Source organism: Lysinibacillus sp. FSL L8-0126, from assembly GCF_038630385.1.
Taxonomy (GTDB): Bacteria; Bacillota; Bacilli; order Bacillales_A; family Planococcaceae; genus Lysinibacillus; species Lysinibacillus fusiformis_D.
In genome coordinates this window covers 2,931,771-2,957,677 of the sequence record NZ_CP152028.1, presented here as the reverse complement: position 1 = coordinate 2,957,677, position 25,907 = coordinate 2,931,771, and the positions used below count along the sequence as shown (strand labels likewise).

At 34.6% G+C, this 25,907-nt stretch carries 24 protein-coding genes, 3 pseudogenes and 1 other annotated feature; of the genes and pseudogenes, 3 read left to right on the top strand and 24 right to left on the bottom strand.

Annotated features, from left to right (window positions below; translation table 11 throughout):
• Positions 1-24: 24 nt before the first annotated feature.
• The gene (locus MHI34_RS14455; protein ID WP_036124142.1) at positions 25-1,053 is read right to left on the bottom strand and encodes a LysM domain-containing protein; all 1,029 of its coding nucleotides are present in this window, start codon (positions 1,051-1,053) and stop codon (positions 25-27) included.
• 141 nt (positions 1,054-1,194) lie between these two features.
• Here MHI34_RS14455 and MHI34_RS14450 point away from each other — a divergent pair, with 141 nt between their 5' ends.
• Positions 1,195-1,728, top strand: coding sequence for a transcription repressor NadR (locus tag MHI34_RS14450; protein WP_089934703.1), 534 nt, complete (start codon positions 1,195-1,197; stop codon positions 1,726-1,728).
• Positions 1,729-1,903: 175 nt separating this feature from the next.
• On the opposite strand, the gene MHI34_RS14445 is transcribed toward MHI34_RS14450, so the two are convergent.
• The 16 genes and pseudogenes from MHI34_RS14445 to MHI34_RS14370 form a co-directional block, all read right to left on the bottom strand.
• The gene (locus MHI34_RS14445; protein ID WP_036124137.1) at positions 1,904-2,296 is read right to left on the bottom strand and encodes a DCC1-like thiol-disulfide oxidoreductase family protein; all 393 of its coding nucleotides are present in this window, start codon (positions 2,294-2,296) and stop codon (positions 1,904-1,906) included.
• A gap of 18 nt (positions 2,297-2,314) precedes the next feature.
• The gene (pheA, locus tag MHI34_RS14440; protein ID WP_036124134.1) at positions 2,315-3,196 is read right to left on the bottom strand and encodes a prephenate dehydratase; all 882 of its coding nucleotides are present in this window, start codon (positions 3,194-3,196) and stop codon (positions 2,315-2,317) included.
• A 164-nt stretch (positions 3,197-3,360) separates the two neighbouring features.
• A complete protein-coding gene (locus MHI34_RS14435; protein ID WP_004226679.1) occupies positions 3,361-3,816 on the bottom strand; it encodes an ACT domain-containing protein in 456 nt (151 codons plus the stop codon).
• A gap of 24 nt (positions 3,817-3,840) precedes the next feature.
• Positions 3,841-5,130, bottom strand: a complete 1,290-nt coding sequence (obgE, locus tag MHI34_RS14430; RefSeq protein WP_036124130.1) for a GTPase ObgE — start codon at positions 5,128-5,130, stop codon at positions 3,841-3,843.
• Between the two features lie 5 nt (positions 5,131-5,135).
• The gene (locus tag MHI34_RS14425) at positions 5,136-5,663 is read right to left on the bottom strand and encodes a Spo0B domain-containing protein (protein ID WP_036124127.1); all 528 of its coding nucleotides are present in this window, start codon (positions 5,661-5,663) and stop codon (positions 5,136-5,138) included.
• Positions 5,664-5,842: 179 nt separating this feature from the next.
• Positions 5,843-6,142, bottom strand: coding sequence for a 50S ribosomal protein L27 (gene rpmA / locus MHI34_RS14420; protein WP_016991892.1), 300 nt, complete (start codon positions 6,140-6,142; stop codon positions 5,843-5,845).
• Positions 6,139-6,495, bottom strand: a complete 357-nt coding sequence (locus tag MHI34_RS14415) for a ribosomal-processing cysteine protease Prp (protein WP_036124121.1) — start codon at positions 6,493-6,495, stop codon at positions 6,139-6,141. The genes rpmA and MHI34_RS14415 overlap by 4 nt, the downstream gene beginning before the upstream one ends.
• A gap of 16 nt (positions 6,496-6,511) precedes the next feature.
• Positions 6,512-6,820 (bottom strand): 50S ribosomal protein L21, encoded by a 309-nt coding sequence (gene rplU / locus MHI34_RS14410; RefSeq protein WP_036124117.1) that lies wholly within the window; start codon positions 6,818-6,820, stop codon positions 6,512-6,514.
• A gap of 14 nt (positions 6,821-6,834) precedes the next feature.
• Positions 6,835-6,912, bottom strand: a sequence feature (ribosomal protein L21 leader region).
• A 45-nt stretch (positions 6,913-6,957) separates the two neighbouring features.
• On the bottom strand, positions 6,958-7,569 hold the full coding sequence (locus MHI34_RS14405) for a stage IV sporulation protein FB (RefSeq protein WP_036124114.1): 612 nt from the start codon (positions 7,567-7,569) through the stop codon (positions 6,958-6,960).
• A complete protein-coding gene (locus MHI34_RS14400; protein ID WP_036124111.1) occupies positions 7,559-8,113 on the bottom strand; it encodes a peptidoglycan DD-metalloendopeptidase family protein in 555 nt (184 codons plus the stop codon). Before MHI34_RS14400 ends, MHI34_RS14405 begins: the two co-directional genes overlap by 11 nt.
• A gap of 93 nt (positions 8,114-8,206) precedes the next feature.
• Positions 8,207-9,004, bottom strand: coding sequence for a septum site-determining protein MinD (gene minD, locus MHI34_RS14395; RefSeq protein WP_036124107.1), 798 nt, complete (start codon positions 9,002-9,004; stop codon positions 8,207-8,209).
• Between the two features lies 1 nt (position 9,005).
• Positions 9,006-9,674, bottom strand: coding sequence for a septum site-determining protein MinC (gene minC, locus MHI34_RS14390; RefSeq protein ID WP_058843996.1), 669 nt, complete (start codon positions 9,672-9,674; stop codon positions 9,006-9,008).
• A gap of 27 nt (positions 9,675-9,701) precedes the next feature.
• A complete protein-coding gene (gene mreD / locus MHI34_RS14385) occupies positions 9,702-10,226 on the bottom strand; it encodes a rod shape-determining protein MreD (RefSeq protein WP_080717089.1) in 525 nt (174 codons plus the stop codon).
• Positions 10,226-11,140, bottom strand: coding sequence for a rod shape-determining protein MreC (gene mreC, locus MHI34_RS14380; protein ID WP_036124096.1), 915 nt, complete (start codon positions 11,138-11,140; stop codon positions 10,226-10,228). The genes mreD and mreC overlap by 1 nt, the downstream gene beginning before the upstream one ends.
• Before the next feature lie 13 nt (positions 11,141-11,153).
• The gene (locus MHI34_RS14375) at positions 11,154-12,173 is read right to left on the bottom strand and encodes a rod shape-determining protein (RefSeq protein WP_058844000.1); all 1,020 of its coding nucleotides are present in this window, start codon (positions 12,171-12,173) and stop codon (positions 11,154-11,156) included.
• A gap of 572 nt (positions 12,174-12,745) precedes the next feature.
• Positions 12,746-12,904, bottom strand: a pseudogene (locus tag MHI34_RS14370) (JAB domain-containing protein); the annotation flags it as partial.
• A 130-nt stretch (positions 12,905-13,034) separates the two neighbouring features.
• Between MHI34_RS14370 and MHI34_RS14365 the strand changes: the two are divergent.
• Together MHI34_RS14365 and MHI34_RS14360 are read left to right on the top strand one after the other, a co-directional pair.
• Positions 13,035-13,571, top strand: coding sequence for a hypothetical protein (locus MHI34_RS14365; protein ID WP_342503566.1), 537 nt, complete (start codon positions 13,035-13,037; stop codon positions 13,569-13,571).
• A 361-nt stretch (positions 13,572-13,932) separates the two neighbouring features.
• Entirely contained in the window at positions 13,933-15,354 is a 1,422-nt protein-coding gene (locus MHI34_RS14360) for a hypothetical protein (RefSeq protein WP_342503565.1), read from the top strand.
• A gap of 165 nt (positions 15,355-15,519) precedes the next feature.
• Here MHI34_RS14360 and MHI34_RS14355 read toward each other — a convergent pair whose 3' ends face one another.
• The 7 genes and pseudogenes from MHI34_RS14355 to radC form a co-directional block, all read right to left on the bottom strand.
• Entirely contained in the window at positions 15,520-17,349 is a 1,830-nt protein-coding gene (locus MHI34_RS14355) for a UvrD-helicase domain-containing protein (RefSeq protein ID WP_342503564.1), read from the bottom strand.
• 24 nt (positions 17,350-17,373) lie between these two features.
• A complete protein-coding gene (locus MHI34_RS14350; protein ID WP_342503563.1) occupies positions 17,374-19,452 on the bottom strand; it encodes an AAA family ATPase in 2,079 nt (692 codons plus the stop codon).
• A gap of 93 nt (positions 19,453-19,545) precedes the next feature.
• Positions 19,546-21,411, bottom strand: coding sequence for a hypothetical protein (locus MHI34_RS14345; protein WP_342503562.1), 1,866 nt, complete (start codon positions 21,409-21,411; stop codon positions 19,546-19,548).
• 2 nt (positions 21,412-21,413) lie between these two features.
• Entirely contained in the window at positions 21,414-21,719 is a 306-nt protein-coding gene (locus MHI34_RS14340; RefSeq protein ID WP_342503561.1) for a helix-turn-helix transcriptional regulator, read from the bottom strand.
• A complete protein-coding gene (locus tag MHI34_RS14335; RefSeq protein ID WP_342503560.1) occupies positions 21,709-22,779 on the bottom strand; it encodes a site-specific integrase in 1,071 nt (356 codons plus the stop codon). The genes MHI34_RS14340 and MHI34_RS14335 overlap by 11 nt, the downstream gene beginning before the upstream one ends.
• 257 nt (positions 22,780-23,036) lie before the next feature.
• A pseudogene (locus tag MHI34_RS14330) lies at positions 23,037-24,848 on the bottom strand (reverse transcriptase domain-containing protein).
• Between the two features lie 562 nt (positions 24,849-25,410).
• Positions 25,411-25,878, bottom strand: a pseudogene (gene radC / locus MHI34_RS14325) (DNA repair protein RadC); the annotation flags it as partial.
• Positions 25,879-25,907: the final 29 nt, after the last annotated feature.

Genomic DNA, 25,907 nt, shown 5'->3' with positions numbered 1-25,907 from the left:
AACTCTTCTACAATATACGCTTTTTCACCATCGATAAGGCGTCATCCCGCCTGGGAAATAGTGCGGTGACATCCATTGTCCCCCTGCTGGTGGGCACGGCGGTGGACAATGTGTCGGACATGGTGGTGGCGGACAATGACAAGGATCCATTTGCCATGTAGGCATCATCATTGGTTGTTGATGACAGCCACAGGATTGACCCATGTTCATATCAGGCATCATCATTGGCTGTGTACCACAGCCACAAGATTGACCCATATTCATATCCATTTGTGGCTTCATTTGCTGATCCTGTGTATGGAAGAATGGTGATGTAGACTCTAAAAAGTCTTCCATCCCACCTACTTTATGATCTGGCATGTCACAAGACATTGGCTGTTGTGGCATCGTATAATGCTCGACCTGAGGTTGCATTGGCATCATCGGCCACCACATTTGATGATAGATCGGTTGATGACAACTTGAGCAATGTGGGACAGCAGGCATTTGTGGCATGATATGCATCGGTGGCTGTGGCGCTGGTTGTGGCATTGGCTTCGGTTGAGCTACAGGTGGTGGTGTAGGTGCTGGCGGTGGTGGTGGCTGTATTTGTACAGGTGGTGTTGTAACATTTTGCTCCATTTGTGGCATCACCAATTGTTGGTGCCAATTCATTTCCACAGGCTGCGGTACCCACATCGGTTGTTGTGGCATTTGCATAGGCATTGGCATCGGTATTGGAATCGGAATCATTTGTGGTTCTGGCATTGGCATAGGAGCTGGTGGTGGCGGTACAATAGGCGGCGGTGGTGGCATCGGTCGCTGTACCTCTTTTTTAGGACTTTCCTTCGGTGCCTCCTTATGCACTTGTGTTTCCTTTTTCGGCATTTCTTTATGTGATTCTCTATGCGGCTCTTTGTTTATTTTTTCAGGCAATATAATTTCCATACCTGGAACAATATAATCTGGGTTGGCAAGATGGACATTGAGCCGCTTCAAATCTTCAAACGAAATGCCGTACTCTTTCGCAATCTTCCACAAGGTGTCTCCCTTTTGAACAATATGAATACGCAATTTTTTCCTCCCTTCCTCTCTACGTATCATATGTTCAATGTTTCATTTGGATACAAAAATTTCAGCAAGTTAGAAATGCTTCATGGTACACTAAAACATAAGGAATGCTGATTCCTTTATTATGAGCAGAGGTGAACTCTTATGAAAAAAATGTTAGGCGAAGAACGCCGACTGCAACTTTTAGCGCAATTAAAAAACAGTAAAGCACCTATAACTGGGACAGACTTGGCTAAGTTCGCCAATGTTTCTAGACAAGTTATCGTCAATGATATGACTCTATTAAAGGCAAGAAATGAGCCCATTATTGCCACAAGCCAGGGCTATCTTTATATGCATCAGGAACAATTACAGCAAACCGTTGAACGTACGTTCCCTTGCTTGCATACCTCAGAGCAAACAGAGGATGAATTAATGACCATTGTCGATTGTGGTGGTACTGTCAAAAATGTTATTGTAGAACATCCAATATATGGTGAACTCACTGCCTCCATTATGGTATCAAATCGCCATGAGGTGAAACAGTTTATCGAACGTGTCAATGCCACACAGGCTAATTATTTATCCGCCCTTACTGGTGGCATTCATCTGCATGTCATCTCTGCACCCTCTGTTGAAGTTTTAACTTTAATTGAACAAGCCTTACAAAAAAAGAGCTACTTAGTGTCAGATCAATAAATAGCAAAAGCACCGTATGATATCCTTTTTCATACGGTGCTTTCTGTTTTGATTGCAAATGTTATGCTTCTGATTGGACGCTTGAGCGACGGTATTTCTTTTCTCTTCGCGAGTATTTTGATCCTGAGCGAAAGTATTTTTCCACTCTCTGCGGATATTATAAACCCGTGCGCTACTAGGAAAGAAATCGTTGCCGTTGAGAAGGTGTGGGCAATAAGCATTCACTTTTTTGACCAAATAAACGATAGCGTTGTTTAGCAAATAATCGATACAGCGCATTACGGATAATGGGGGGAACAAGAATCAAGGCATAGAAGCAAGGCCACAGTCCATCCAATTTCCTGCATATGTTTAATGCTGCGGTAGATTCCAGCGAGACGTTCCCTTGTTCAATCAGAATCACACTATCTATATTCTTTGGTATATTGTACTGATTGAGCAATGCTTGGCCGATATCACTTTGAAGTGACGCAAATTGAAAATAGCCAGCTTCATCGTGTTTGATAATAAATTGAACAGTGCTATCACAAAAATTACAGATACCATCAAATAAAATGATGCCAGCCATTACCATTCCTCCCTACAGCTATTCTGCCTCGTCTGATGTAACATAAGTGAAGTAAGTACCCAAAGATTTTACCTTACAGCCTAGTGCAGCTAATTCTTCCATGGCGCCACGCATCATCGGTTCTTTTTCATCTGCTAATACATCAATCATAAAGAAATAATCACCTAAGCCCGTTTTAAGTGGACGTGATTCAATTTTACTTAAATTCAGTTGACGCCATGCAAAAACAGAAAGCACCTGATGCAATGCCCCTGAACGATCCGTTGGCAATGTAATCATAAACGTTGTCTTAGCTTGCCCTTCAGATAGCTCTTGCGGCAATCGTTTATTTTGCTTGGACAGTACAAAGAAACGTGTATGGTTAAAATGGAAATCATGGATATTCGATTCAACTATGTCAAGGCCATATTTTTCGGCTGCTGCTGCATTGCCTACTGCGGCTATACATTCTTGTGGATTTTCTGATACATATTTCGCTGCTGCCGCTGTGGAAGTTGTTTGATGTAATGGCACATGACTGAAACGATAAAATAAGTATTTATGACATTGAGCTAGTGCATGTGGGTGGGAATAAACACCTGCGATAGACTGCCAATGATCCTTTTGCGCTTTATTCACCATTAAATGCTGCTGGATTTTTAGCAATAATTCACCTGTCACATAGAGTGTTGCCTCATGGAATAAATAATCTAATGTTAATGTTACAGAGCCCTCTAAGGCATTTTCTAGCGGAACGACGGCTAAATCCACCTTTCCCTCCGCGACAGCCTCTATACATTCTGGAATCGTCGCACACGGTACAAGCCACTCATTTGGAAAAGTAGCCTTTGTTGCTAAATATGTAAATGATGCTTCTGGTCCTAAATAGGCGATTCTATTTTCCCATTGTTGCTTTGTCATTGCAAATACCTCCTTTATGGCACAATAAGGAGCAGTCCCGCGAGATTACTCACTGTTGGGACAGCTCCTTATTTGAGCTTGTTATCGCATTCTGACCTAGCAGTCTTATTAAACACGATAATTCATTTTTGTCAAAAATTAAAGGATTGAACACTGTACTGTTATTATAATGCTCCAGAACTAATTACTTCTGCTGATTCTACAAAATCTAAGCGCTTTAATTGCTGAATGAGGTCATCAAGATCACAGGTCATGCTTGTTACATCTAATGATAAAGTAACATTGGCACGTCCCTGAATCGGAATCGTTTGATGAATTGTCAATACATTACAATGTGTAATTGTCACAGTTTCTAAAAGCTTAGCAAGTGTTCCTTTTCTATCTTGAAGCTGTAAAAAGACTGTTAAAATGCGTTCCTGCACAATTGAATGAAAAGGAAAAACCGCATCACGATATTTGTAAAACGCACTTCGCGATAAATCCACCTGCTTTACCGCATCCCAAATGGAAGATACTGAACCACTTGATAGTAAGTGTTTCGCTTCCAAAGTTTTTTGCATTGCATCCGTTAAAACATCCTCACGAACTAAATAATATCGCTGATTCGCAACATTCTTCATACGCTTCCCCCTAAAACTCATGTCTTAATCGACAAATTCAAATTCAAACTCTTGTAGGCGTACTGTATCGCCATCTTGTGCTCCACGTTGACGCAGAGCCTCATCCACACCCATTGCACGCAATTGACGAGCAAAACGACGAATACCATCTTCACGGCTAAAGTCCGTCATTTTAAATAAACGCTCAATGGCATAACCATTAATAATAAATGTACCATCATCGTCACGAGTGATTTCGAAATCTTCACCTTTTGCCTCATGCTTGTACATGACAGTTGCGTCTGATTGCTCCTCTACATCTTCATATAGTGGGAATTCAGGCGTTACTTCCAGTAGATCCGCAATGGCAAACAACAGCTCTTTTAACCCTTGACGTGAAACAGCAGAAATTGGGAAAATTTGAACATCTTCTCCTACCTTTTGGCGGAATGCTGCTAAGTTTTCTTCTGCATCTGGCATATCCATTTTATTGGCTACAATTATTTGTGGGCGCTCTGTTAAACGAAGATTATATTGTTTTAGCTCTTCATTGATTGTTAAATAATCTTCATATGGATCGCGACCTTCCATTCCTGACATATCAATAACATGGACAATAACGCGTGTACGTTCAATATGTCGTAAAAATTGATGGCCTAATCCTACCCCTTCATGTGCCCCTTCAATAAGCCCAGGTAAATCTGCCATCGCAAAGCTTCGGTGATCTTCCGTTTCAATCATGCCTAAGTTCGGTACAATTGTCGTAAAATGATATGCACCAATTTTTGGCTTAGCAGCAGAAACCACTGATAAAAGCGTTGATTTACCAACACTTGGGAAACCAACTAATCCTACATCTGCTAAAACTTTTAACTCTAATATAACATTTAATTCTTGTCCTGGCTCACCTTTTTCAGAAAGTTCTGGCGCTGGGTTGGCAGGAGTGGCAAAACGAGAATTTCCTCGTCCACCTCGGCCAGCTTTCGCAATAATGGCTCTTTGCCCATGCTCGACTAAGTCGGCAATAACTGCATTTGTTTCTTCATTCATAACCACTGTGCCTGGTGGAACTTTAACGATTAAATCCTCTGCATTTTTACCATGCATGCCTTTACTCATCCCATGTTCACCACGAGGCGCTTTAAAATGACGTTTATAGCGGAAATCCATTAACGTTCGTAAGCCTTCTTCTACTTCAAATACGACGTTACCGCCATGTCCACCATCTCCACCAGCTGGACCACCATTTGGTACATATTTTTCTCGACGGAAGGCAACCATACCATCTCCACCGTCGCCACCTTTAACAAAAATCTTTACGTGATCGACAAACATTTAGTTCACTCCCTATTTGCACTCAAGACATATTGCCAGCGCGTAGTTGTCTGCTCAATTGTTTGAATGTCGAATTGTTTCAAACCTTTTTCGGTGAATGCATCAGCACTCCATAACCCATTTAGCGTGAATGTCACGGCAAATGTATGATCGTCAACACGTACATCAAGCGTTAGGATCTGCTCTGTAAATGGATCTAATGTATCATAAACATGCATAACTGTTTTGTTTAAATAATCTACAACTTCCCGATCAATATTGTTGGTCACTGGCTTTTTTATCTCACCGCTTAGCTTCCATGCTAGTGATGGATAACGCCATCCTGCTGTTTGTAGCCACTCAATTGTTTGTGGTAATTGTAGTCGATTGAGGATAGAAAACACGCGTAATTGTTCTGAATAATGTTGAATAAGTTTCTTTGATTCATCAATTCTACCTAAATCTAAATTCATGCGAATCAGTTGCAGTTGATTCACATAATCATGATTTGCAAAACGTAATACTTCACTAATGGTTAGTGATTGATTGTTCATCCCATTCACTCCAATAAAGTTATCCTTACTAGTATAACAAGTTTTGCTCTATTTTTCCCTTAATTCTTTAATCAATTATGCCTCAGCTTAATTGAGACCAGAATCGGCATTGTTGAAATTTAGCCAAAAAAAGGACTGCAATAAATGCAGTCCTCCGCTTTATGTTATCTTATAAAAGATTAAGCTTCTTGTGTAGTTGGATATACAGATACTTGTTTGCGATCGCGACCTAAGCGTTCGAATTTAACAACGCCGTCAACTTTAGCAAATAGTGTATCGTCACCACCACGACCTACGTTTGTACCTGGGTAAATTTTTGTACCGCGTTGACGGTAAAGAATTGAACCACCAGTTACGAATTGGCCATCAGCACGTTTAGCACCAAGTCGTTTAGACTCAGAGTCACGTCCGTTTTTAGTAGAACCTACCCCTTTTTTCGATGCGAAAAGTTGAAGATCTAATGCTAATAATAATTTCATCGAGTTCCACCTCCTACTTGGTTGTAGTTGATTTGGATGTATTGTCCGTAATTTTGCACCATAGAATACACTTGGGCAGTCATTACTTGAACAATTAACTGTAGTTTTGCATCTACTTCAGGCTCTAAATCTGATGGTAAATCTACCTTAAGATAGCCTCCACCTTCAGCAGCTTGTTCGACTTCTGGTTGAATTTGTAATAATGCATAAATAGCATTTACTGTACCAATGGCAATAGTAGATGCTCCTGCACACACTAAATCTTTACCAGATTCATCGTACCCAGCATGTCCTGAAAATTCAAATGCTGACACATGTCTATTTTCATTGTGATGAATCGTAACTTGTATCATTCGCTACACCTCACAATTAAGCGTTGATTGCTTCAACAACTAATTTTGTGTAAGGTTGACGGTGACCTTGTTTACGACGGTAGTTCTTTTTAGCTTTCAATTTGAAAACAACGATTTTTTTCGCACGGCCTTCTTTAACAACTTTAGCTGTTACTGTAGCGCCTTCTACGAATGGAGCGCCAACTTTAACGTTTTCGCCACCTACGAATAATACTTTATCAAAAGTAACAACCTCATCAGCTTCTACGCCTAATTTCTCAACATAGATTTCTTGACCAGCTTCTACTTTGATTTGTTTACCACCAGTTTCAATAATTGCGTACATTTTACTGCACCTCCTCTTAGACTCAGACTCGCCTGTTTTAAAAGGTGATCTTATTAGATACTTAAACCTTTCCAGAGCGGTTGTAGTAGCACGGGTGCTACAAACAATAACATTAAAATATTACCATACGTTTTTTTTTAAGTCAATCTATTCATAACATATTTTTCAAAAGCAACTCTATATTTTCGATAGCGCCATTCTTTCAATGCTTGCAGCCAAATGAATAAATTAATGATGGCTAAAAAAATAGACTGTGGCAAGAACTTGAAAGTGACTAGTAATAGTGTAGTGGCAATGATGAAAGACAACCAATAATACATTTCCACCACTTGAGCTCTTGGATAACTTAAAAATAGCCAGGCTAATACTAGCCTGCCACCATCTAACGGTATGATGGGCACAATATTTACAGCCAGTAACACTAATTGTACAGTTATTAGCTTAGTGGCGAGCAGATCAGGCATAAAAAAAGCGAGGCCAATCCCAATAATGGTAGCGATTGGTCCTCCTAATGCAATCCATAGGAGTGACGAAGCTTGCACAACCGCTGGATTTTCAAATTGAATTTCTCCCCCATATGGTGTAATAACGCATGATTTCACCTTCACTCCGCACAATACTGCTGCTACTAAATGACCTGCCTCGTGCCACAGCAAAGAAAATAAAATGATGGCGTAATAAGCTAATTGTCCACTAAAAATCATGACAAATACCAGAGGGATACATAGAAGATGTAATTTAATCCTCATTGGTCTCCGTCGATTCAAGCCATTGTACAATTTGCTCTAAATCATAATGAGTATCTCCCTTTTCAATGGACATATATAATTGACCAGCTTCTTTCATACCAATTAAATCATTAGCTTGAATCGATGTATAAGGGAGCTGCGCTAAACTATCTAACATACCATAAGATACCGTTGTCCCGTCCTCATAGCTGATTGTCATAGTCTTGCCCGTATACTTTGTATGACCAGTAAAAACCACCAACCCATTCTGCCCAGCATAGATCGGTAAACCAACATCATACTGCAATAAATAACCTTCTTTAAAAACTTGGGCATTAGCAAATGTTAGAAGATCGGCCTGCCCTACATCACTTGATACCATGATGGTCTCTTTTTCTTTTTCGAACCAACTTTGTCCGAGCTCACTTAAATAGGTTAAATCTGCAGAGGTTGTTACAAGCTTTCGAACGGGTGTATCTACTACGCCTTGATCTTCTAAACGAATTACAAGCATGATTGCTGCCACAAGTAGTATCGTGACGAACCATTTCCATTTTTTAAACAAGCTCTCATCCTTTTTTCCACACTATATGAGATTGCATGTCCAAACATGCACAAGAAAAAACCTTCTCGTACATTTGTACGAAAAGGTTGTCATTTATTTTGAAAATAGAGCCTTAAGTTTTGAAAACATACCTCTTTGCTCATTTTGAATAGCCATCAATGGCACGGACTCACCAAGAATACGACGGGCAATATTGCGATAGCCCAATGATGCTTTATTTGATGGGTCCATGACGATTGGTTCACCTTTATTGGAAGATGAGATGACACCCTCACTATCGACAATAATGCCTAATAGATCAATAGAAAGATGTGTAGTAATTTCATTGACATCCAATGTATCACCGCTCTTCATCATATGCTGTCGAATACGATTAATGATGAGTTTAGGTGCTGTAATCTCTTCTTGTTCAAGTAAACCAATGATACGATCTGCATCACGAACAGCGGAGATTTCAGGTGTTGTCACAACAATCGCATGATCTGCACCAGCGACAGCATTACGATAGCCTTGTTCAATACCGGCAGGGCAATCGATTAATACATAATCATAATCCCTTTTCAATTCCTCTACTAAGCTCTTCATTTGCTCAGGGGTAACAGCGTTTTTATCCGTTGTTTGAGCAGCAGGTAATAAAAATAGTTTCTCATCTACGCGCTTATCCTTAATTAATGCTTGATGGATTTTACAGCGTCCTTCCACCACATCAACTAGGTCATAAATAATACGATTTTCGAGACCTAAAATGACATCTAAATTGCGTAGGCCGATATCTGTATCAACTAAACATATTTTTTTACCTTGTAGAGCCAATGCAGTCCCAAGGTTAGCCGTTGTCGTTGTTTTACCGACACCGCCCTTACCTGAAGTTATGACGATCGCTTCTCCCACACTAGCTTCCTCCCTTAGACACATTTAACAATGGTCGTATATTTTTTAAGGCATGAATTTGATCGTACGTAATGCGTCCATCATAGCCAAGAAATGCACAAGTCATTTCTGCCTGATTGATCGCGTTTACATGTTCATCTGACATTGCCTGAACTTGATCAGCAATCATGATATGTGTGGCTTCAAATCGAGATGCTGCAATGATTGCTTCTTTATTGCCATGCACACCCGCATGTGCAATTCCTTTTAGTCTACCTAGGACATATACATTACCGCCAGCCTCTACTCGACCGTTTGGATTTACATGGCCTACAATGATAATGTCCCCTGATGAACGCAGAACTTGTCCTGATCTGACCACACCAATATATGTATCTTGTTGACCTTCAATCATTTTCTGGTTGCTTTCTTGGACAGTCAGTACTTCACTTTGCACCTTAGATACAATAAGTTGCTCCGTTTCTTCTACAATTTTTATCAGCTCATTCATTTGTTCATCAGTACAGTATCGATAGCCTAAGTATAATTGTACATCTACTTTACCATCGATACCGCCTTCTAACACTTTCTTCTTCAATTCTTCTACTAACTCGCTATACGAACATTGATCGTCTAGACGTAGTACAAAACCGTCCTTCGTTCCCTTCATATTAACTAACTGTTTTTTCATGAATGCCTCACCTCACGTTGTTCTTTATTAAGAAACTTCACGTGCTCTCTGTAAGACACGCGCATTAATTAGATATTTGAAGGCCCAACCAAGAATCATTAAAAATAAAGCATTAGCAATAATTGTTGGTAGTAGTCGTGAACGTAAGAAATCCGCTAAAGGTATTGCTGTAAAATCAATTAGGAAGAAAAATTGATATAGTATGAATTCTAAAATGGCTACTAGTACAACTGAAATTGTCGTTGTCACAACTAAGTGCTGATGGATAACTTTCACGATAGAGCCTGCTAAAAAACATATAAGTGGATAAAGCACTGAATATAATCCAATAATATCAATGTAAAACACATCATACAAGACACCAAAAAAAACTCCATACATTACCGCACGTTTACGGCTGTAATAGATGGATATAAAAATTAAATATAAGATTAAAAAACGTGGTACCAGAAAATAGACTTCCCCTTTAATTTCAATCGGGGAAAGCATAGCAAATTCTGGCTCTAATAAGAATAGTAAAACCGCTACAGAGGGGATGAGAAATCGAACCATCATTCCGCCTCCTCTTCACTCGCCTCTTGCGGATTCGATAAATCTTCATTTGTTGTATTGCCGTCTGAGCCATCAATAACTGTTGATGTACGTTTAGCAATGACAACATGTTCTAAAATTGAAAAATCAGCAGATGGTTTGACATAAGCCATTTTTGTTAAGCCATGATCATCTGTACTAACTTCTGTAATTTCTCCGATTGGGACACCTTTTGGGAAAATACCACCAAGCCCTGAAGAAACTACTTGCTCGCCTTCTTTCACCGTTAAGCTAGAATCGATTCGCTTCATAATGAGTTTATTACGTTCTTCATCAAAGCCCTCGATTAAACCGTATGCTTCTTTTTCTCCTAATACCATCGCAGAAACACGATAGTTTGGATTATTTGTATATAAAAGCTCTACCTCAGATGTGAAAGGTGTTACTAGTATAATTTTCCCTACTAAACCTTTCGCCGTCATAACTGCCATATTTTTTTGGACACCATGAGAAGACCCTTTATCTAAAATGATTTTCTCTTCCCACTGGTCTGGATTTCTAGCAATCACTGTTGCATGAATTGGATTAAATGCCTTCAAGCTCTCGGTTTTATCCAATAGCTCTCGTAGCTTGTTATTCTCTGATTTTAAATCCGTAGCTTCAGCTTGTACAACTGCAAAATCTTCTAAGCGTGCTTTTAAACGTTTATTTTCTTCGTACGTGTTTAAGAGGGAGTCAATACTATTAAAAATACCATTAATATAATTCGCCGGCTTCGCAACAATCGATTGTGCGACGCCGACAGTATCTTTAATAATTTGCTCTGGTAAAGTTGCATTCGTCCGATCACGTAATGAGAAGCTAATCAATGCCACAAGAAAAACCATACCTACGAGCAGCAAAATTACTTTCTTATTGAAGAAAAAGTGTGGCATTGCCTCAACCTCCTTACCCTTTTACTTGTTGTTGACGAATTAAGTCGATATGATCTAATGCTTTACCTGTGCCAATTGCTACACAGTCTAACGGATCTTCTGCGATAAAGACTGGCATGTTTGTTTCTTGGCTAATAACTTTGTCTAAGTTTGTTAATAGCGCACCACCACCAGTTAATACAATACCACGTTCCATTACGTCAGCAGATAATTCAGGAGGGGTTTGTTCTAATGTTTTGCGAACGCCGTCAATAATAGAGGCAACCGCTTCACGCAATGATTCAGAAATTTCCTGTGAAGAAATTTCGATTGTTTTTGGTAAACCAGTTAATAGGTCACGTCCTCGAATATCCATTTTATTCTCTGGACCTTCTGCCAATGCCGTACCAATTTCCATTTTCACAGCTTCTGCAGTACGTTCACCAATTGTTAAATTATATGTTTTACGAATATACGAAATGATGGATTGATCCATCGCATCCCCACCAACACGTACGGATTCACTCGTTACAATACCACCTAAAGAAATAACGGCAACTTCTGTTGTACCACCACCGATATCAACAACCATTGAGCCAGTAGGATCCCATACAGGAAGATTTGAACCGATTGCTGCTGCAAATGGCTCTTCAATTGTGAACGCCTCTTTTGCACCCGCTTGTCGTGCTGCATCAATAACCGCACGTTGCTCCACTGATGTAATGCCATAAGGCACACAAATCATCACATTCGGTTTTTTCCAGTTGCCTCCAGAGTTTTTACATGCCTCTTTTAAGTAATATTCGATCATTGCTGTTGTAATATCGAAGTCAGCAATAACGCCATCTTTCATTGGACGAATTGCTACGATTGAGCCAGGTGTACGACCAATCATATTTTTCGCATCATTACCAACGGCAACGATATCTCCTGTTTTTGTATTTTTTGCTACAACTGAAGGTTCACGTAAAACGATCCCCTTTCCTTTAATAAACACTAATGTATTCGCTGTGCCGAGGTCAATCCCGACATCTTTGCTTCCTAGTCCAAACAAATTGTGTACTCCCTTTCTATATAAGCCATACTTTCGTTGATATCCATTATCTTTGACGACAATGTGCAGGAACTTTAATTGTGTAAAAAACACAATTGACTCCTCTCAAAGCCTATCACACCTGTCAAAGCTTTTATCTTCATCAGTTGGTGATTGACACCTCGAAAAAATTACACACTCATTCACCTCACCACCAATTTCGATGGGAGTCCTTCCTGAATAAAGATAAAATTCATACCGTTCATTATAACGGAAAAGCGCAAGAATTTGTAGTGTCACATACTACATCTCACAGAAAAGATACTATTTTAATTCCCTCTTAAACTAAAAATAGTACGTATAGATTAGCATATAATTTTTATTCTCATAAGACAACGTGTATCAGGCTACCAATTTTTGTGAAGATAATAGCGTTTCTATGAATACATTAACGATTTGTAAAGAAAAAGGTTCGCCAATAAACCACAAAAAAATACAAAAATTTTATAGCTGCCTAACGAAGATGTTTAACTTTCTGTATAAAAAGCATTTGCTGGCTCAACATAAAAAAACTCTGCATGCTTCATGCAGAGTTAAAAATACCCTTTTTCTTTCATGCTAATAAATTGATGATCACCAATGATCACATGATCAATTAATTCAATACCGATAATATAACCGGCTTCAACAATTCGCTTCGTTACCTCAATATCCTCCGTACTAGGTGTTGGCACACCACTTGGATGGAAATGTATATGTTTATTTTTTTAAGTTAAATTTAATTTCTTAACTAAAAGGTATTGATAATTCAAAAAACTTGTTTTATCTTTAAATTTGATTAATACTAAAATATTACTATTTATTTAATATTTGGAGGATGAAATGAGTAAAGATTACTTTTTTGAAGGTAAATTAACTAAAGATTTAAATGATAAAGGTAGATACTATATAGCAGGAAATCCATTGCAAGGTGGGCAAACAATTGAGATGAAAATAAAAAATGAATGGAAAGAATGTACAGTTAATTACTTAGAAGGTGAATATTTTATTTCTGCTTTAGGTTTTATGGTGACTTATGGTGTAGCGAGAGTTGATTTAAGAAAATACCAACTTGATTGGACTATAAGAGACTATCCGTCACCTAATTATGAAAATCTAATTAATTACTTAAAAAATAATAAAATGAAATTAGAGAATAATGAATTCAAAGCAGTTCTATTAGCTCTTAACTTGATAACTCTATATAATTTATCAAAAAAATTAACAGTTAAATATGTATCTATTAAAAATCAAGTAACTCAAAAGTTTTTACAAGATTTGATAACAAAAATGGCTGTAGTCAGTAAACAAGAAGTTGAAACTAGAAAAGAACAAGCTAAAATTATCCAGTATGAGAAAAATTCTTTAAAATGGATTTAAATACTTTCCCATTGAAATATTACGATTAAGTCTCTTCAGATAAATATTTTAGAAGAGTCACTCTACTGCTTTTAAAGAAGATGCAATTGATTGAAACGCAACAATATTATAAAGGATAGATGAAATTGATTAATAAAAAGATAATATTCCATTTCGATGAAAATCACCTAAAAAATCACCTCATACTGAAGCTAGAATGAAATTCATGTCATTGAATAGTATTATAATCTCGCTTTAGAACAGTATATCTACAAACAGCTAAGAATATTGTTTCCAAAAAATGGTTGTTCAAATATTTGGACAACTGAAATCCGTTGCTTATAATTAATTTATACGAACTGATGTTTTTAGGAGGGCTAAAATGGAACAAACAGATTGGGAAAATACAATGGATAACCATATTCTTAATATCCAGGTTAAAGATTTTAAATTAAAATTATTTATGAGTGAAGGACAGGCTTTTGAAGATTTATTTTGCGAATTAATGTCAGCAATTAATTCAGATTTTAGAAAAGTAAAAGCTTTTGGAAGACAGGGCGATGAAAAAAATGATGGTTTCATTCCTTCCAAAGGTGAATACTTTCAATGTTATAGTCCAGAAGATATATCAAAAGAAAAGACAAAAAAATATGCTTTGAAAAAGTTAAAGGAAGATTTTGCAGGACTGTTGGAAAATTGGAATGATAGATGGCAAATACATAGCTTCTCTTATGTAATTAATGACAAATATAAAGGTACTCCTCCATCTGTTTTGGATGAATTAGCAATTCTAAAAAATGAATATAGTAAAATTTTCTTTGATCTCCTTGATTCAAAAGGTTTAGAAAATATATTTAAAAGTAAATTAAATAGAATGCAGAGAAGAGAGATAGTAGGTACTACTCCAGCAGAAATAATATTAGAAATGAACAAATCTAGAATTATCCAACCTCCTAATGACTTAGATATTTTAGGTTGGTTTAATATAATTAATGATAATATTGAAGCAAAAATAAATAAATTAACGATGTTACGAATTCAGAATTGGTACTACGTGGATAATTCTTACAGCGTTAGAGAGCAATACATTGAAGATCTAATAAACCTAATGTCCAAGCAAGAAGAGATGGAAAGTAAATTTCTAGAGGTTCTGAAAGAAAAATATACTTCAATGTCCCATTTATGGTCTGAATACTTCAAAGATGAGAAAGATATTGTTTATAGGTTGATTAATAATATACGATTAAATGAATTTTTTCTATTTAAAATTACCGGGTTTGATTATCAATCATTTATAGATGAATCGATTTCAGAAGTAATAAAGATGTTTAACGTAATTGTTGATAAAATTAATAAAACATTTGGTTTAAATTCATTGAATACGATACAGCAAACTTTTGAAAAAGTTAATAAAGTAATAGGTTATAATAAGAATCAAAAATTTCTAAAGCTTAATGAAGTTTTAAGAGATATTAAAGAATCTAAAAATTGTAACTCAGTTACGATTTTTAAAAACTCTAAGGATAAATTTGAAATTGATGAAGATATACACCTATATTTTGAATCATGTCTTTGTCATTGTTTACCTTTAAATGGAGATGTACTTGGAAGGGGAGATATTGTTAAGTATTTAATATTTAATTTTGAATCTATTACAGAAGATGCTTTAACACGATTTTCACCACATTTTTCAACTGATCATATAATTTTCCTTGAAAGATTCTTAAATCTTAATGACAAATTAGAAATTGAAAAGTTACAAAAAAGAAGCAATATAGCAATTTATTATCTTGAAGAATGTTGAACTTAAACAACTCTATTTATTGTTAAAGTTTTTTCATTATATCATTTTAATAACTTTAACTGAAAAACTCCCCTATTTTGATTAACTTAAAATAGGGGCTGTTTAATTTTGTATTCGTTTAACTTAAATTAATAAATAACTCTAATTTTCATTAGTATTAGAAGTTCAGCTATCCACTCTACTAGCTTCTTCTTTACAATTGTACTCTTTCCAACCAAATTCTTTTAACTCATCTATGAATGCTTTATCTTGAATAAATTCTTCAGGAATTGCTATAGCAGCTAAATGTGTTGGTCTACTTAGCGCAACGTAAGCTAGTTTTAAAGCTTTAGCCGAACTACTTTGTATGAATGTATCCTGTATTTGATTTAATTCCACATACTTCCCAGTTAAATACCCTCTCAATAAATCCATCATTTGATGGGATTGACCCTCTTTTTCAAAAGTATAATTTAATATTAATAGTGTAGAACGATGTGTTTCTCCTTTAGTCGAATGTATTGTACCAATATAAAAATCTTTTTCTTTAAATTCTTTCTGTTCTTTATTAACTTTAATTGACTCTTTAAATACTTGTATTTTCTGTTCTAAATATTCACATTTAAATTTTTGTTCATCAGCTTGTGTGATATCTCGTAAAACGGTTGAAATATAAGTTGAAATTACAGAGATATCTTTCAATTCATCACCTAATAACAATGTAACTATTTTACTAAATTTAATTTTAAACTCCAGATTCTCATCTATTATTTTTTTAGTTTCTTTAAAAGACATGTCGAACTCTTTAGCTATAAGATCCACTAAGAATTTGTAAGATTGTTGAATTAGGGACCCGGTATTTTTAATAGTTGATTTTGGTCTAATATATGATTTAAAAGTGCTTGTTAAGTTTCTATGTGTTACAGCTACTATTGCGTCTTTTTTAGTTGACTGTGAAAACAAAGCTTCTTCATTACTTAATTCTCCAATTAACTCTCTATAGGCTGTTAATAGACCTTCTTCATTCTTATAAACCAAAAAATACGGTGAAAATGATTCTACCAATTTTTGAGATTCGAAAGTATCATATTTTTCTATAGAAAGGTTTTTTACTATATTTGCTATACTAGTTCCAAATCTGGAACTCTTAGATATATCTGCTCTATTTACTTGAGATATCTCTTCTGTAGGTTTCCATACATCCTCATCTTCATTGAAAATATTATATAAAGCTTGATAAGGATCCCCAAATCTTTGAAAATTTACGTTATTATCGAATAATTGTTTTAAAAGACTATACTGCATCTCATTCGAATCCTGTGCCTCATCTAAAAGTACAAAATCAAATCTGTTAGCCATTGCGGTCTTTAGCTTCTCTTTATACTTCGTTATATACCACTGGCTTACATCCAAACATTGAGCGTTTGTCAGTATACCACTTTGAAATACCTGTTTAACTGCCTGTTTGAATTCACTTATATATTTATAATTTATACTATCACTTATAATTTCAAAGGTATTATCATCTTTAAAAAGAAATTCTGTATTACTTTTAGAAAAGTTAGGAGGATTGCCAGTATACCAATGAGGTTTCACATAATTGAAACTCTCAACAAATTTCTCTTGATAATCATTTTTATCTAATACCCGGAAAGATTTATTTCCTATAAGTAAATGTAATGCTTTTTTTACAAAGAAAGTATTAAAAAACTCTTGAATAGTCCCTATAAAGTTAGGAAACTCAATATTTTTATATCCTAACCTTTCTAACCCTATCTTCATTTCTTCAACAGCTACATTAGTATGTGTTATTAAACAAATACCTTTTTTTCCAGCTTCATTCTTTTTTAATAATAATGCGCATTTAGCTATTAATACTGTTGTTTTACCTGAGCCTGGTCCTGCTACAATATTTAATGAATTGTTATTTAATATTACCTCTCTTTGTTGATCAAAAAGCTCAGCATTCGAAGGTAGGAGCTTTCTTTCTATTTCCTTTAATGTGTCTAGACTCACCTATATTTCCTCCTTTCTTAAAGTTTATTTTATGACATGTTCAATAGCATTCACCAAATATTTCAGGTTTTTATCTTCTAAGATTAAGTTTTTAAGTTTTTCTCTTTCTTGTAACTCTAAAGATTTAATCATTGTTGCTAAAGTCTGGGCAGTTTCTGCCTTTGAAATTGTTTTATCATTTAATGGTTTAAAGATGTTATATGCTACTTTCTCAATATCTTTTTTTGGATCTCTAATTTTCTCTAGCATTGAGGTGAAATCTTCATTCTGTACATTTTCAATATCTACAACATTATTTTGTAATTGGTATATACTTTTAAATAAATATTCTGCTAAACAACTTAGGGATAGACAATATTCTAAAGTCCATTCTGGCGCAATATTAACCTTCAAATTACAGTCATAATTAGTGCTGTATCTAGAATTTATAGATGCTTGTTTTAGTAGATTTTCACTCTTTATATACTCTTCGTTTATATCTTTCTTAATTATCCTATATAGTTCATTTTCGTTATCATCTGTAACTGTAAATTTAAAATCTTTAGCTAATTTTCTTAAAGTTGAATATTCTTTACCAATATAACTTAAATTCAGCTTATCTTTGCTTTTATCTATATGTTGCAGTATTTCATCTACTTCTCCTTCATTTAAAACATACCTAAACTTTTCTTCACTTTCTTCATTAAAATAGACAATAGGTTTAACATCAACATCTGTTATAATTGAAATAGGTAATTTAAGAGCAGGCAGTTTATATTCCTCTTTCCACAAGTTAGATCGAGAAAATAACTTAACATATCTTTCAAATGAAGTTCCTCTTACATTCACCAACGATATACCATATTTAAACAACGGATAATCTAATAATTCAGCTAATGCAGGAAGAAGAAGCATTTCTGAGTCCCCTTCGACCAAAATAACTCCCTTAGCAAAAAATAGATTACTTTTCGTAGAATCTAAAAACCTCTCCAAAAACTTATAATCTAATTCATTTAACATTGTATATTCTTCTTTTAAAGGAAATGCACAATTATCATATAATAAAATAATACTAGATGGATTAATTGAAGCAACTAAGTTTGGACTGTGTGAAGTTAGAATAAATTGACTTGCATTTTCTTTATCTTCTAATTCATTCTCTAAAAATTTAATTAATCTAATTTGTGCTTGTGTATGTAAATGTGCCTCTACTTCCTCTATTAATGTAATATTTGGGCCAATTACCTCACTACCTGTAAGGTAATTATTCAGAAGAAGTAATTCAGTTGCAATAAAAAGCAAATTTTGATTTCCTAAGCCTAAGTTTATGTCTTCCGTATCTAGACTTAACTTTCTTAAAATTGAATTCAAATCTGTTTTAGTAACACTAAATTTCGCTTTAGATTTACTCATATCTGCATTATCATAAAAATCCTCTAAAAGATTTTCTACATCTTGTAGTATCGAGTGTCCAGACACATATTCTGTTTCAAAATAATTTACAATCTCTTCATTAGCTTTTTTCATTACAGAAACTAATTTGTGATCTCCATTGTTATCTTCTTTAAAAGTTGGATGAGCTTTTAATATGTTCACAAGTCTTGATTTTACACCGGGTTTGAGTTCAGCATTTGCATCTCTTAAAGGCTTCAAATATGTAGCTTTTAGAACTTCTCTTGCTGCACTGGCTAATTGACGTTCAAAACTTTCCTCGCCAGCAACTAACTTTCTATCAATATATTCATTTCCATTATCATTTTTTCGTTTTTCCACTTTCAAAGCTACTCTTAAACTGTATTTCCCATCTTCATCAAAAGATAACCATTCTAAAAACAATCCAGCTTCTTTTTCACTTAAATCTGAAAAAAATCCTTCAATACAAAACTCTTCACTGTATTTATCTTTTTCATAACTAAAAAAATCTTCTGGTTTAATTTTCTCATATTCATCACTAACACTTCCCAATAAATAACGGATTGCATCTACAATTGCTGTTTTACCAGCATCATTTTCTCCTACCAAAATATTAAAAGATGGATTTAAATGTAGAGTTAACCCTGGACTTCCACCTTCTCCGGTTCCGAATTTTCTAAAATTATAGAGTTTGATTGTTTTAAGATACATAACATTAAATCCTCCTTTTAGATTAAAATACAATAATAACCAAATAAAGTATACCTTTTTCTTAGGTATACTTCAAAAAAAGTGGGAAATCAGTCACTCTTCCCTCTCTATATTACTTTGTATCACATCTTCTAAATAATATTCATCTAAATCTCCATATCTATTACTTTGAGTTAAAGATAACCCCAAACATTGATGCAAATATTCGACTCCAAAATTTATTGCAGCATATTGAATACTAGCAATTCTTAAATTTTTAGGTGTCATACTCGTTATTTTCTTTACAGATCTAGATATAACTGTCATATTAATCGGACGATCTTCAATTGTAAGATAAGAACAAAATAGATATTCACTTTCACGTAATCCTAACTTTTCTTCTCTATCTAATAAAATATGTGTAAGCAATTTGATCTCAAGATTTGACATTACAATTGAGGGTCTCCCTTCGATAATAATCGTATTACTCTCCAAAGAAATATGAGACATTTTAATCCCCAATATTTGTCTAGTCGTTAAACTATGGAAATACACTAAGACGGTAACCAATACTTCAAATGGATAATCAAATTTTAAATTTAATATTGAAGAATATATCTGTGCATGCTCATTTTTTGATAAAGGTTTGACGGTAACTTTATAGTCTCTAGCTGTAAAATCCTCTATTGGATTTGCAAAAAGCCAACGTTTTTTTAAACAGAATTCAAAGAAATTATATAGCGCACGTTTTTTTATTGTTCTATTTTTTTCAGGAAAGCCAATTAAAAAATTATTAATCTCTCTCTCGGTAACTTCAGACCAAGAATTCATAGATTCTTTTTCCACTAACCAACTGGCAAGATCAAAAACATGTCTTATTTTTGATTCCATAGTTGACCATTTAACTTCTTTACTAGCATTTTTCTTTATATAATTTTCTTTTTCTAATTCAAATTTGTTGAAGTAAGCTTGTATCGATTTTGCTAGCTCTTTAGGTAAACGGTCTAGCATTTTATTTATTCGATTTTTTGTTTTCATAGTCTCATTATCTATGTTATTTACCTCTAGTATTTCCTCTTGTTCTAAATAGCTTATAAAATATTTTTTAAATTTACTTTGGAATTTCTCATTAAATTTTTCTAACCAATTATTAGATAGTGAAAAATGGTACATATTTTTATTTTTTATCAGTTTAAGACCTTTATCATTGTCACAATCATTTTCTGCTTTTATTTGAGGCAAATAGTCAGAAGTAAAATTAATAAACTCAATGGATTCCTTTAAAATTTTGTCCATTATAATGTTGTCCTTACCGATCTTAAATAAAAATGCTATGTAACTTTTGTATAAATTTCTTGTAATTTCATTTAGAAAATTTGAATTAATAAATTCCTGACTTATTGTATTTACTAAGGTTCTATACCCCAAACATTTAAAACAATAATAATTTTTACTCTTTAATTTAGAGATATTTTTCCCACAATCTGAACAATATTCAGTATTAAAGTAATATTCTAAAATATTTTTTTGATATCTAGTATTTGGTCTAATAGATTTCAAACTATAATTCTCAGAAGGTACATCAAAATTCAAAATTTCTAAAGAATAAAAGTATACTTTTATTGCTTCAAGGATTGAAGGAGACTTAATACTACTTGACCGATAAAAATAGTCATTAACAAATACTTCACTGACATTATTTAAATTATTTAAACCATTAATAATCTTTATAAAATCAATTACTGCTCTATTTTTGAAGATATAAGAATTGTCACTTTTAGAAAGGAAGTCAATAAATTCTAGAACGTAGATTGATCTCTCAAATTTAACCAACTTCTTTTTTAGATAGTCTAAATCCAAAACATATTTTTCAAATGCTTTTTGAGCTATACAATTATTACAAAAACCAACTTTTAATAAAGTTTTTTTAGAAGCAAGATTATTACAACCTTGACAATTATCATATACTATATCTTTCAATTTTAAATTGGAGGAAGTGATCGTTCACCATTAGCTACTTTTAATACTTCCTTTTTCTCCTTTATATTTTTCTCCATTATTGTACTTGGAGAATGTACAAGTAAATCATTAGGTTTACAATTTAAAGTTGAACAAAGTGCATCTAAGGTAGTAACTTTCATTTGTTTAGGCATTTCATTTATTAAAGCTGAAATAGATGGAGCCGACATTTTATAACCTGTCTTCTCTTCCATTAATCTTGCCAATTCTGTACCTGTCCATATTTCATTCTTAGCCATTATATGACGTAATTTCCATTCAACTGTCATGATCTTCCCTCCTTAACACTTCTTCTAATTGTGCACGCCATTTATCTTGAGCAATTTTAATTCGTTTTTCAATAAAATTGCTGCTAGGTTCTAAATATCCAGCTGTTGTGGCTACATTAGAATGTCCTAACAACTTACTCATCGTTAGTATATCAACACCTAACTCTATGTAATTTGTAGCAAAAGCGTGCCTTAACTGATGTGCACTAAAATACTCGTGTTTAGGAATACCAATCTCTTTTTGTCGTCTAACTAGATTATTTCTCATTGTATCTCTACAAACTCTTAATCCTGATTCTGATAAAAACAAAGCTTGGTTATCGTTCAAGCTGCCTAAACCGGGTCTAATTTCTTCCAAATACCAATTTAGTAATACATCTACATTTGACAACATAGGAATCCATCTTGGTTTATATCCAGTTCCTCTACTGCCTTTCCCAAAACGAATATGAATTTTCCCAATTTCACCTAAATCAAATCTTAAATCATTAACATCAAGCATTACAAGCTCATTTATCCTCAATCCAGTTAATAATAATGTTTTGAAAAAAACATAGTCCCTAGCTACGGTAAAATACTTTCTGCTCTTTAACATCCTATTTTTTAAACCCTCAAAAAATAAATCTAATACTTCTTTTTTAGGAGGAACTACTCTAACATCATTATCATCTTTTCTATGGAAAAACTTATTAAACTCATCTATTACATCTGGGACTACATAACTAGTCACCTGTTTTATTTCTAAATTCCTTCTCGACTTTAAATAATTGTAAAATGTTGAAATATTAGATTGATATTTCCGTCGTGTACTATGTGCTAAACCTTTACCAACTAAACTTAAATAAAATTTTTCTACATCTTCAGCCTCAATTTCCCATACCTTTTTGTTAGTAAATTTGATGAACTCTTCAATATTTCTCAAGTTTAAAGCTATAGTTTGTCTTGTATATCCTTTTACAATTTGCTGTTTTTCCCAATCTTCTATCAATTTAATTTGAAATTCATCTAAATCAATATATTGATTCTGTAAATTATTATGTAGAACTTTCAGATTTCTCATTATAATTATATACCCCTCGTTTTAGGTGTTACCTAATTTTTTTAGGCAACACCATAGTATCACGAAGAACTTATATTGTCTAACTTGTACATAATCCGATGATTATGAGCACAAATAATGGAAGCGGCAGACCGTTTAACAGCTTCTCGAAAGTAGGGTGAGAATCCAGCGCCTTCATATATTTCTATATTAGGTTTCCAAGAACTCCCCTCCAAACCGTACGTACTCCTCTCAGAGTATACGGCTTTCCATTTACTTTAATCTAACTTACCATTATGTAAATCGTGATGACACGATGTACATAACGCCATTGTCTTTCTTCTTCGGGCAATCATTTTTTGTTCCCACATTTTCTTGCCTTTTAAATCTTTTAGTTTATGGATGTGATGCATTTCAAGTGGTACTCCCACTGTACTGCACCATTCACATTTTTCGACAAGTAATCGGTCAATCATACTCGTTCGCCCTGTATAAATTAATGTATTTTCAACTATATCAACTGTTGGCTGTTTAATCGTATCGTTCTTTTCCATTCATTGCTCTGTAAAATAAGCAATTTTTAGACCCTCTTTGGTTTCATATCGAACACCCATTTTCCTATTAATCTTATATTTAGTGATAATTTTGCTGACAGTACTTTTATATTTATTCGTATACGTTTTAATCATGCTGTATTTCATCGTTTGACGGAAAGACTGTAAAACATGTACATTACTCGCTAGACGATAGTAATTGTAGTAACCCTCTATTTCCGCATTGTACGTACGTAAAATTTCAAGATCATCATTATGCACCAAATACGGGCGATGAATGGGTTTCCAACCATTGTTTGCTCCTATTTTTAACGCATTTAACTGTAGAAGTTTTTGGATATATTTTTCATGTGGAACGAAAAGCTTTGCTTGATAGTTGAACTTACGCTTTTTTGTTCCATTTGGCATTTTCATTCTATGCCAATCTCTCATAACACGAATATCATACCCAAGAAAACGCGCATTTTTCTTACTGTGAGTAATTAAGGTCTTTTCATCGCTTAACTCTAACTTTAGTTGTTTTTTTAAGAACATTTTCAAGTCTTGCTTAGTTTGTTCGGCTTCCTTTTTACTACCGATGACACCTAGTATAAAATCATCTGCGTACCGCACATATTTTAAACGTCGGTAATTTGGGTCAAAAAGGTCTTTACTATCATGGCTTTGTAATTCTTTATAAAGCGCTTTTAATTCTTTTAACCGTTCTTTCTTTTGTTCTTCACTTAATTTAGACCAATCACGTTTATTGTTACTTTTTCTCTTCGCAATTTTTGATGCTAAGTTATGATAAGTAAGATTGTGTGTACGTTTATCACCTTTATTATAGCTTTCTATATATTGCTCCACATATTTGTCGAGTTCATTTAAATAAATGTTCGATAACAGAGGACTAATAATCCCGCCTTGTGGTGCACCACTATAAGTTTTGTGAAATACCCAATCTTCCACATAGCCTGCTCGCAAAAACTTCCAGATTAAATTGATGAATTTTTCATCTTGAATCTGTTTTCTTAAAATATTTATTAATACATGGTGGTCTATATTATCGAAGAAGCCTTTAATATCCCCCTCAATAAACCATCTTGTCCCCGTAAAAGTATTGCGGATTTCTTTCAATGCTGTATGACAGCTAAGATTTGGTCTAAATCCATGAGAGTGTATGGAAAAATGCGGTTCATAAATACTTTCAAGTAATCGCCGAACAACTTCTTGGACTAATTTATCCTCGAAGGTAGGAATGCCAAGCGGTCTTGTTTTCCCGTTCTTTTTTGGGATATACGTCCGTCGTGCTGGATTTGGTTGATACGTTTGCGTTTTTAATTTTTCAATGAGCTTTTCAATACGTTTTATACTCATACCATCAATCGTATCTTCATTGATCCCTCTTGTATTACTGCCCTTGTTTGTATACAATTTTGCGTAAGCTTCAAAATAGAACTCTTTATTGTATAAGTTACGATATAGCCGTTCAAATACATAATCCTTATCTTTTGCTTTGGCAGTTAGACGATTTAATACTACTTTTGGAATTCTCATAGAGCCTCCGCTCCTTCCCAATTTTGTATTAACGTTGTAAACTGCTCCCCTTCGCCATGTACTAGGCTTTCCCTAGCTCGGACTACTACGAGAGCTCCGTTACCATATCAGATATTCAGTGTCTATACACATAGCCCAAAGGCATTCTGACTTAGGTAATCCCCATTTAGATTTATAAAGACTTGTCGCATGTATAATGTCGGATATGACGTTCGCTCGTTACTTTTATACGAAAGTTGGGTGAAATGGTATCACATCATTGACCTCGAAATCTTTAAGGACAATGCACATTTCAAATAGCGTAAATCATGACCTCCCGCTAAAGGTCCCCGTAGTCCCCCTTGAGCTGTCATTCAAGCAGTTTAGCCTTTATCCTTATTTATACAATTCATCTCGCCATTCAGTCGTACTTCGGTCATTAAGTAACTTATGGCTTTTCCAACATGCTACACTCCCTGTCCGGTTTCCCTTTCAGATAAGTTGGCTGATGATAGGGTGAAGCTTGTGATATGTCCCTACTGCTATGCGAAAGCAGATTCCTTATAAACCCTTATGGGCGCACAATTTCCCTGGGATGAACGATCGAGGCGTTTAAACTACCTATAAAAATGGTCTGTTTATGAATAATTTGATTCTTGATATTCAGAAAAAGAACAACAAAATGCTCTTGGTTAAGCGACGTCATATCAGGCATTAAGTAGGCTGCTGCATCTTGCGGAGAACGTATCGTAAATTTCTCAATATTTTGTTTTTGAGCCAATCGTCTACCAAGTTCAATGGCTGCGAGTAATTGAATGGCTTTCACCTCACCGATTCCTTTAATAGCCACCATTTCTTCGATGGTTGCATGCTTCAAATGATGTAAACGTTCAAACACATTTAATACTCTATTTGCAAGAGCAAGTACAGATTCTTCCTTCGTCCCTGTTCTCAATAAAATGGCGAGCAGCTCTTGATTGGATAGACTTTCAGCCCCTTGCCGTAACAGCCGTTCACGAGGACGATCCTCCATATGGACATCACGTATCATCAAACTTGGTAAAACCTCTTCCAGCAAAA

What these genes read in the sequence shown, in the direction of transcription:
- MHI34_RS14450 (WP_089934703.1), top strand. Translation starts at nt 1,195, where the DNA reads ATGAAAAAAATGTTAGGCGAAGAACGCCGACTGCAACTTTTAGCGCAA.
- MHI34_RS14445 (WP_036124137.1), bottom strand. Translation starts at nt 2,296, where the DNA reads ATGGCTGGCATCATTTTATTTGATGGTATCTGTAATTTTTGTGATAGC.
- pheA (WP_036124134.1), bottom strand. Translation starts at nt 3,196, where the DNA reads ATGACAAAGCAACAATGGGAAAATAGAATCGCCTATTTAGGACCAGAA.
- MHI34_RS14435 (WP_004226679.1), bottom strand. Translation starts at nt 3,816, where the DNA reads ATGAAGAATGTTGCGAATCAGCGATATTATTTAGTTCGTGAGGATGTT.
- obgE (WP_036124130.1), bottom strand. Translation starts at nt 5,130, where the DNA reads ATGTTTGTCGATCACGTAAAGATTTTTGTTAAAGGTGGCGACGGTGGA.
- MHI34_RS14425 (WP_036124127.1), bottom strand. Translation starts at nt 5,663, where the DNA reads ATGAACAATCAATCACTAACCATTAGTGAAGTATTACGTTTTGCAAAT.
- rpmA (WP_016991892.1), bottom strand. Translation starts at nt 6,142, where the DNA reads ATGAAATTATTATTAGCATTAGATCTTCAACTTTTCGCATCGAAAAAA.
- MHI34_RS14415 (WP_036124121.1), bottom strand. Translation starts at nt 6,495, where the DNA reads ATGATACAAGTTACGATTCATCACAATGAAAATAGACATGTGTCAGCA.
- rplU (WP_036124117.1), bottom strand. Translation starts at nt 6,820, where the DNA reads ATGTACGCAATTATTGAAACTGGTGGTAAACAAATCAAAGTAGAAGCT.
- MHI34_RS14405 (WP_036124114.1), bottom strand. Translation starts at nt 7,569, where the DNA reads ATGAGGATTAAATTACATCTTCTATGTATCCCTCTGGTATTTGTCATG.
- minC (WP_058843996.1), bottom strand. Translation starts at nt 9,674, where the DNA reads ATGAAAAAACAGTTAGTTAATATGAAGGGAACGAAGGACGGTTTTGTA.
- mreD (WP_080717089.1), bottom strand. Translation starts at nt 10,226, where the DNA reads ATGGTTCGATTTCTCATCCCCTCTGTAGCGGTTTTACTATTCTTATTA.
- mreC (WP_036124096.1), bottom strand. Translation starts at nt 11,140, where the DNA reads ATGCCACACTTTTTCTTCAATAAGAAAGTAATTTTGCTGCTCGTAGGT.
- MHI34_RS14365 (WP_342503566.1), top strand. Translation starts at nt 13,035, where the DNA reads ATGAGTAAAGATTACTTTTTTGAAGGTAAATTAACTAAAGATTTAAAT.
- MHI34_RS14360 (WP_342503565.1), top strand. Translation starts at nt 13,933, where the DNA reads ATGGAACAAACAGATTGGGAAAATACAATGGATAACCATATTCTTAAT.
- MHI34_RS14350 (WP_342503563.1), bottom strand. Translation starts at nt 19,452, where the DNA reads ATGTATCTTAAAACAATCAAACTCTATAATTTTAGAAAATTCGGAACC.
- MHI34_RS14340 (WP_342503561.1), bottom strand. Translation starts at nt 21,719, where the DNA reads ATGACAGTTGAATGGAAATTACGTCATATAATGGCTAAGAATGAAATA.
- MHI34_RS14335 (WP_342503560.1), bottom strand. Translation starts at nt 22,779, where the DNA reads ATGAGAAATCTGAAAGTTCTACATAATAATTTACAGAATCAATATATT.